Origin of the sequence: Streptomyces albidus (ex Kaewkla and Franco 2022), from assembly GCF_013870515.1 — a bacterium.
Classification (GTDB): Bacteria; Actinomycetota; Actinomycetes; order Streptomycetales; family Streptomycetaceae; genus Streptomyces; species Streptomyces albidus.
Genome location: NZ_JACBXA010000310.1, coordinates 1 through 5,906 on the forward strand (window position 1 = coordinate 1; position 5,906 = coordinate 5,906).

The window sequence follows — 5,906 nt, forward strand, 5'->3', positions numbered from 1 at the left end:
GCGTACGTCGGACCGCCCCGTCGTCTCACTGGCCGTCGGGGACCGGGTCACGCACGACAGCTTCGGGCTGGGCACCGTCATGGCGGTGAAGGGGAGCGGGGACAACTCGGAGGCCACGATCGACTTCGGCGGTGAGAAGCCGAAGCGGCTGCTGCTGAGGTACGCGCCCGTGCAGAAGCTGTAGCGGGCGGGCGGGGCAGAAGGGGCGCGCGGCGCCGGGGTTTCCGGCATGCGCCTGAGCACCCGTCAGTACGGTCGAGTCAGGTGGTCAGGAGCGGTCGCGTCCCTCTGATCAGGACGGGTCGAGTCCCTTGGAGCGCAGCCAGGGCAGCGGGTCTATGGCCTCGCCGCCACCGGGATGCACCTCGAAGTGCAGGTGCGGGCCTGTGGAGTTGCCCGAGCTGCCCGAGTAGCCGATGGTGTCGCCGGCCTTGACCTCGCCCGAGCGGATCTTGGTGCTGCTGAGGTGGCAGTACCAGGTCTCCGTGCCGTCGGGTGCGGTCACCACGGCCATGTTCCCGAAGGACATGTCGTACTTGGTGGTGACGGTGCCGTCGGTGGCCGCCATCACCGGGGTGCCCTCGTCGACGGGGAAGTCGATCCCCGTGTGGACGGACATCCAGTTGAGACCCGCCTGGCCGAACTGGGCGCTGAGGCCGTGTTCCTTGACGGGAAGCGCGAACTTGGGGCGCAGCGCCTCCTTGCGCGCGGCCTCCTTCGCCTTGCGCGCCCGCTCGGCCTCCTGACGCTCCTTGAGGTCGATGCGTTCCTGGGTACGGCTGGCCCTGTCTGCGAAGTCGTCGGCGTCGGCGGAGAGTCCGGCGAGCTGGGTGTCCAGCTTGCTGTTGGCCGGTTTGACGCCGGTGTCGGCTGCCGAGGCCTGCGTGGTGGTCGTGTCGGCGTCCTGGCCGTTGCCCACGACCGATGCGGCGGCCGCTCCCGCCACACCCATCACGGCGACGGACGGCGCTGCGATGGTCAGCAGAGCGGAGCGCCTGGGCCTGGGGGAACGGCGGCGGCTGCGGAGGTGAGGCGGGCCGCCGACCGGTGTGATGTCGGGGGTGACTTCGTGCCGGGCGTCGACGAAGCCGTGGGCCTCGACGGGCTCGTCGTGTGCGACGGGCGCGGGCGCCTCGGCGTCGACTCCGGGGAAGCTCGGGAAGGCCGCGGTGGCATCGAGGCCGCCCTCGTGGGCGAACGGCTCGTCGTACGAGGCGGGCTGCTCGTAGGCGCCGTATCCCTCAGCGGCCACGGGTTCGTGTCCGTCGTAGGACTCGTAGGCCTCGTCGTAGTGGCCCGGGGCCTCGTAGCCCTGGGCCGCGTCGTCGTAGCCGTAGGCGTAGGCGTCGTGCGCCGCCACGGAGTGGTCCGCTTCCGGTGCGTGCCCGGCGGCGTCGTGTCCTGCGGTGCCCCAACTGCCGTCAGCGGCGGGGGAGTCCCACTGGCCCGTCTCCCACTGACCGGAGTTCCACTGGGAGGCGTCCCACTGCCCGGTCTCCCACTGCGAGCCGTCCCACTGGCCTGTGGCGTACCCGTAGTCGGCCTGCTCCGCGCCGGGTTGGGCGGGGGCTTCGGCCGTCACCGGGAAGCCGGGCTGCGCCCATGAGGTGCCGGTGTCGTATCCGCCGTCGCCGTAGGTGCCCTGTCCCGCATAGGCGTCGTAGCCGCCGGTCGGGTAACTGCCGTGATCCGTGCCGGGCATGGAGCCGAAGAGGGGGTCACCGTCTCCGTACGACGTGTCGCCGTAGGAGGCGAAGTTGTCGTAGCCGCCCGTCGAGTAGCCGTCGTACGCGTGGGAATAGCCCTGCTGGGCGCCCTGTTGTGCGTAGCTGTCGAAGGCCGACTGCTCGTACGGTCCGCCGTCGTGGGTCGCCGGGTACGAGAAGCCGTGAGAGGTATCTGACGGGAAGGGGCTTCCCGACGGGTGACTTTCGTTCACCACCAACTTCTCTTTCGCCTCGACAACAAGGGGCGGAACAGTGCGGGCGACTGTACCCGGCGGTATGTGAGGAGGACAATCTTCAACAGGTTTCAGGGCCGGGAGAAACGGGCATTCGGCCGCCTTTCGGCCTTCTACGCACGGGTATTTGGCACTGCGTTCGATGCGCGTTCGAGTATTTCGGGTCATGGACGGGCCCATCCGTCGCTTCGCTGATGCAGTCGCGGGCCCGTCCCGGCTCTCAACTCGTCCCGGATACAGGCGAAAACAACCGTGATGTCCGTGACGGGCAAGCCGGGCGATGCGAGCCAAAAGCTGTGTACCCCCAGGTGGGATCGCGGGCGGCGGCCGTGGCGGACGTCACGCGGGGCCGTACCGGCTGACGCGCGGCCCCGAACTGGTCGTGAAGATCTGTGCGTTCATGTGCGACGCGGGGGCGGTGGTCAGGAGACGTGCATGTGTTTGCGGGGTGACGCCGGCCGCGAGGGGATGAGCCCGCCGAGCGGCCACGTCGGTCGGCGGGCGGCGATCGATGACCGGCCGGGCCGAATGACCGCCCGGCCGACCGGCCTGACCGACCGGTCGTAGCCGGTGCGCGTCGCGCGGACGGCGAAGCACGGCCCGCTCGTCCGCGATGATCAGCGCAAGCCGAGCCTGCACGGGGAGTGACCGTGCGGTCCTCCACGTGTGATTTCGCCCTCCCTTCACAGCGGGAGCGGCCGGCGTGCGGGATGCTGGAGATAACGTGCGTTCACTCCGGCAGTCGCGGAAGCCCTCCACGGATGACGCAGGTGCCGTCGTAGAAGTGTCGAAGGGCCGTTGAGATGGAGGCAGTGATGGGGTTGTCGGGTCCGATCCGCGTGGTCGTCGCCAAGCCGGGTCTCGACGGTCACGACCGCGGGGCCAAGGTCATCGCGCGGGCGCTGCGCGACGCCGGTATGGAGGTCATCTACACCGGGCTGCACCAGACGCCCGAGCAGATCGTGGGCACGGCGATCCAGGAGGACGCGGACGCCATCGGCCTCTCGATCCTCTCCGGCGCTCACAACACCCTGTTCGCCAAGGTGCTGGAGCTGCTGCGTGACCGCGAGGCCGAGGACATCAAGGTCTTCGGCGGCGGCATCATCCCCGAGGACGACATCGCCCCGCTGAAGGAGATCGGTGTGGCGGAGATCTTCACGCCCGGTGCGACGACGACCGAGGTCGTCGAATGGATCCGGACGAACGTAGGACGGCTCGCCGCCTGACCTGCCGGGCCCCTGCCCCCGTCTCCTTTTCCTGCGCCCTTCACCCCATGGCGGGCGGGCCCGACTCCGTCGTCTCTCCCCGCAGTTCGGCCCGCATCACTCCGCGCAGGTGCAGCGTGGAGACCATCCGGTGGAACGCCTCCGCCCAGTACGTGCCGGCACCCGGCGAGCCGCCCTCCGGCTCGTCCGGGACGGCCGCCAGCGGGGCCAGCCGTACGGCGTCGGAGGGTGAGAGGCAGCGCTCGGCCAGGCCCATCACGCCGCTGAACCTCCACGGGTAGCTGCCCGCGTCACGGGCGATCTCCAGGGAGTCGACGACGGCGCGGCCGAGCGGCTCGCCCCAGGGAACGGCGCACACCTCCAGCACATGGAAGGCCTCCGAGAGCCCGTGGGCCTCGATGAAGCGCGCCGCCCACGCGGCGCGTTCCGCTTCGGGAAGCACGGCCAGGAGCGGCGCCGGATCGCTGAGAGCCTCCGCGAGCGGTGCGGCGGGTGCGCCGATCATCGCCCGCGCCCACTCCGTGTCGCGCTGCCGGACTGCGGCCCGGCGCCAGGCTGTGTGGAGGTCCTGCTTCCACTCGTCCGCGACCGGAAGCGCCGCTATCTCCCCGGCGCTGCGTCCGCCGAACTGGCCGGACCAGGCGGCGAGCGGCGTGGCCTCCACCAGTTGCACCAGCCACCAGGCGCGCTCCCCACGGCCGGCGGGCGGTTTCGGCACGACGCCGTCGCGCTGCATGGCCGCATCGCATTCGTGCGGTGCCTCCACTGCTATGCCGGGTGCGGTCGTGAGCGGGTCCAGCGTCACGCACGTACGGGCGCGGGACGCCATCCGCGCGGCCAGAGCGGAGGAGGGGAGGTTGCTCAGCAGCTCGGCCGCGGTGGCACGGACCGTGCGGCTGCGGTCGGTGAGTGCCTGTTCCAGGAACGGTTCGTCCGCGGGGCAGAGGCCTTCCCGGAGGGAGTCGAGGAACATCAGCCGGTCTTCTGCGCGCTCGGAGGTCCACGTGCCGGCCAGCAACTCGAGCCCGGCTGACGGGTCGCGGCGGCGCAGCGAGGTGAGCAGGGAGACCCGTTCAGCGAAGAGGCCCTCCTGCCAGAGCTCCCGGACTGCCGCCTCCGTCTCACTCGTGTCCGTCGCGGTGCCGGTGCCGCCACGCACGGGCACCGTGTTGCGCAGGGCGAACTTCCAGTCCGGGTTGAACCGGGCCAGCCAGAGGCCCCGCGGCCCCGCGAACCTCATGGTCTCCGGGCGGAGATCGGTACGGGAGCGTGCAGCGTCGAGAAGGGCCGGGAGCTGGGCGGCCGGTGCCCGGTACCCGAACTCGTTGGCTCCGGCCAGCCATTGCGGGAGGAGCTCGGCCAGGTCGGGGGTGGGACCGCGGCGCCCTGCGCCGCTCCCAGCGCTTCCCGAGGGGGCGTCGAGCAGCGTCGTCAGACGCCGGGCGGCCGCTGCCGGCAGAGGCGGCCGGGCGTCCTCCGGTGCGGGATCGGCTCGCGCACCGGCTCGTGCGGGCAGCAGCCCTGCGCGGTGCCGGACGGTCTCCACGGCGGCCGCGGCCAGCAGCGCCGTGACACTGCCGCCCGGCGGCGAGCGCCGCTCGGTGCCGAGCAGCGCGGCGGAGACGAGCTCGCCCCAGGCCGTGCCCGGCCCGCCCGGCTTTGACTGCGGGCCCGGACCTGGCGGTTCCGGCGCGGACGCTTCCGTCGTCGTCGCGGTCTGCGGTTTCTCGTTCATGCCTCTCCCTCCGGCTGTCCCGGATGGTCGGTGCGGCCGGGGCCCCGCTTCTCCCGTGCGCTGCCCGCCTGTCACAGCGGCACCGCCTCGTCGCCGCTCCAGACCGTGTACGGAGAGAAGCCCCGGTGACCGCACTCACCGAAGACGGTGACCGGGCCGCCTCCCGCCACCGCCCAGAGCCTCCACAGAGCCGAGGGCGAGGTGCCCGGGGCGACGGGCACGGCGAACTCCCCGTCCGCGTGGGCCAGCTGACCCACGACTGCGTCGTCGCCGGCGATCGGCACGACCGCGCGCAGCACCGAGGGCCAGGCGTCCAGCCACGGGTCGTCGCACAGCACCGCTCCGTACTCCGCCAGGGCGTCCATGACGGTGCCGCCCGCAGGCACGCGACCCGGGCGAGGTGCGGTGTGCCGTTCGCCCATGGCCGCGCGGAGCGGACGGGCGCCCGGGTAGTAGGACAGCTCCGCTTCGAGCAACGAGCCCACGGGGAGCGGGACGTCGAGCTGCCTGCCCGCAGGCGCGTAGGACAGCAACAGCGCCACCCGACCGGAGCCCTCGCCGCGGAGCCAGGTACGCCGGGCCGTCAGCCGCGCTTCCTCGGTGTCCCGCCGGGCCAGCACAAGCCATTCGTCCCGGACGCGTGCCGTGTCGTCGGCGAGGAGGTCCGCCGCGTCGACGGTGAGGCCCGCCCTTGTCCGTACGGTCGCGGCAAGCGGCTCCGGCAGCGTGTCCAGGTTGAGAACGCCCTGGTTGAGCAGGTGCAGCATGGCGCTCTCGGCGAGCAGCCGCTCCGGCCACCCCGCGGGACCCGTGGTCCGGGCGGACCCCCGGCCGGACGAAGGGAGAGTGCCCAACTCCCGTATGCGGGAGGCCAGGCCGGGAGCCTGGGCGTCGACCATGCGGGCCGCCATCTCCTCCCACTCAGCGCGCCTGATCTGATCCGCGCCCGCGAGGCCTCCGCGCAGCAGGTCGGCCAGGCGCTCCT

General features: G+C 72.0%; 4 protein-coding genes and 1 pseudogene. 2 read left to right on the plus strand and 3 right to left on the minus strand.

The window, feature by feature from the left end:
• Positions 1-184, plus strand: a 184-nt coding sequence (locus tag H5J26_RS27505; RefSeq protein WP_181768674.1) for a hypothetical protein, incomplete at its 5' end; no start/stop codon positions are given.
• Positions 185-292: 108 nt separating this feature from the next.
• Here H5J26_RS27505 and H5J26_RS27510 read toward each other — a convergent pair.
• Entirely contained in the window at positions 293-1,939 is a 1,647-nt protein-coding gene (locus tag H5J26_RS27510; protein WP_309238091.1) for a peptidoglycan DD-metalloendopeptidase family protein, read from the minus strand.
• 836 nt (positions 1,940-2,775) lie between these two features.
• Between H5J26_RS27510 and H5J26_RS27515 the strand changes: the two genes are divergently transcribed.
• Positions 2,776-3,186: a cobalamin B12-binding domain-containing protein gene (locus tag H5J26_RS27515; protein WP_181768676.1), complete on the plus strand. Its 411-nt coding sequence runs from the start codon at positions 2,776-2,778 to the stop codon at positions 3,184-3,186.
• Positions 3,187-3,226: 40 nt separating this feature from the next.
• On the opposite strand, the gene H5J26_RS27520 is transcribed toward H5J26_RS27515, so the two are convergent.
• Together H5J26_RS27520 and H5J26_RS27525 are read right to left on the minus strand one after the other, a co-directional pair.
• A complete protein-coding gene (locus H5J26_RS27520; protein WP_235981187.1) occupies positions 3,227-4,921 on the minus strand; it encodes a DUF5691 domain-containing protein in 1,695 nt (564 codons plus the stop codon).
• A gap of 71 nt (positions 4,922-4,992) precedes the next feature.
• Positions 4,993-5,906, minus strand: a pseudogene (locus tag H5J26_RS27525) (SWIM zinc finger family protein); the annotation flags it as partial.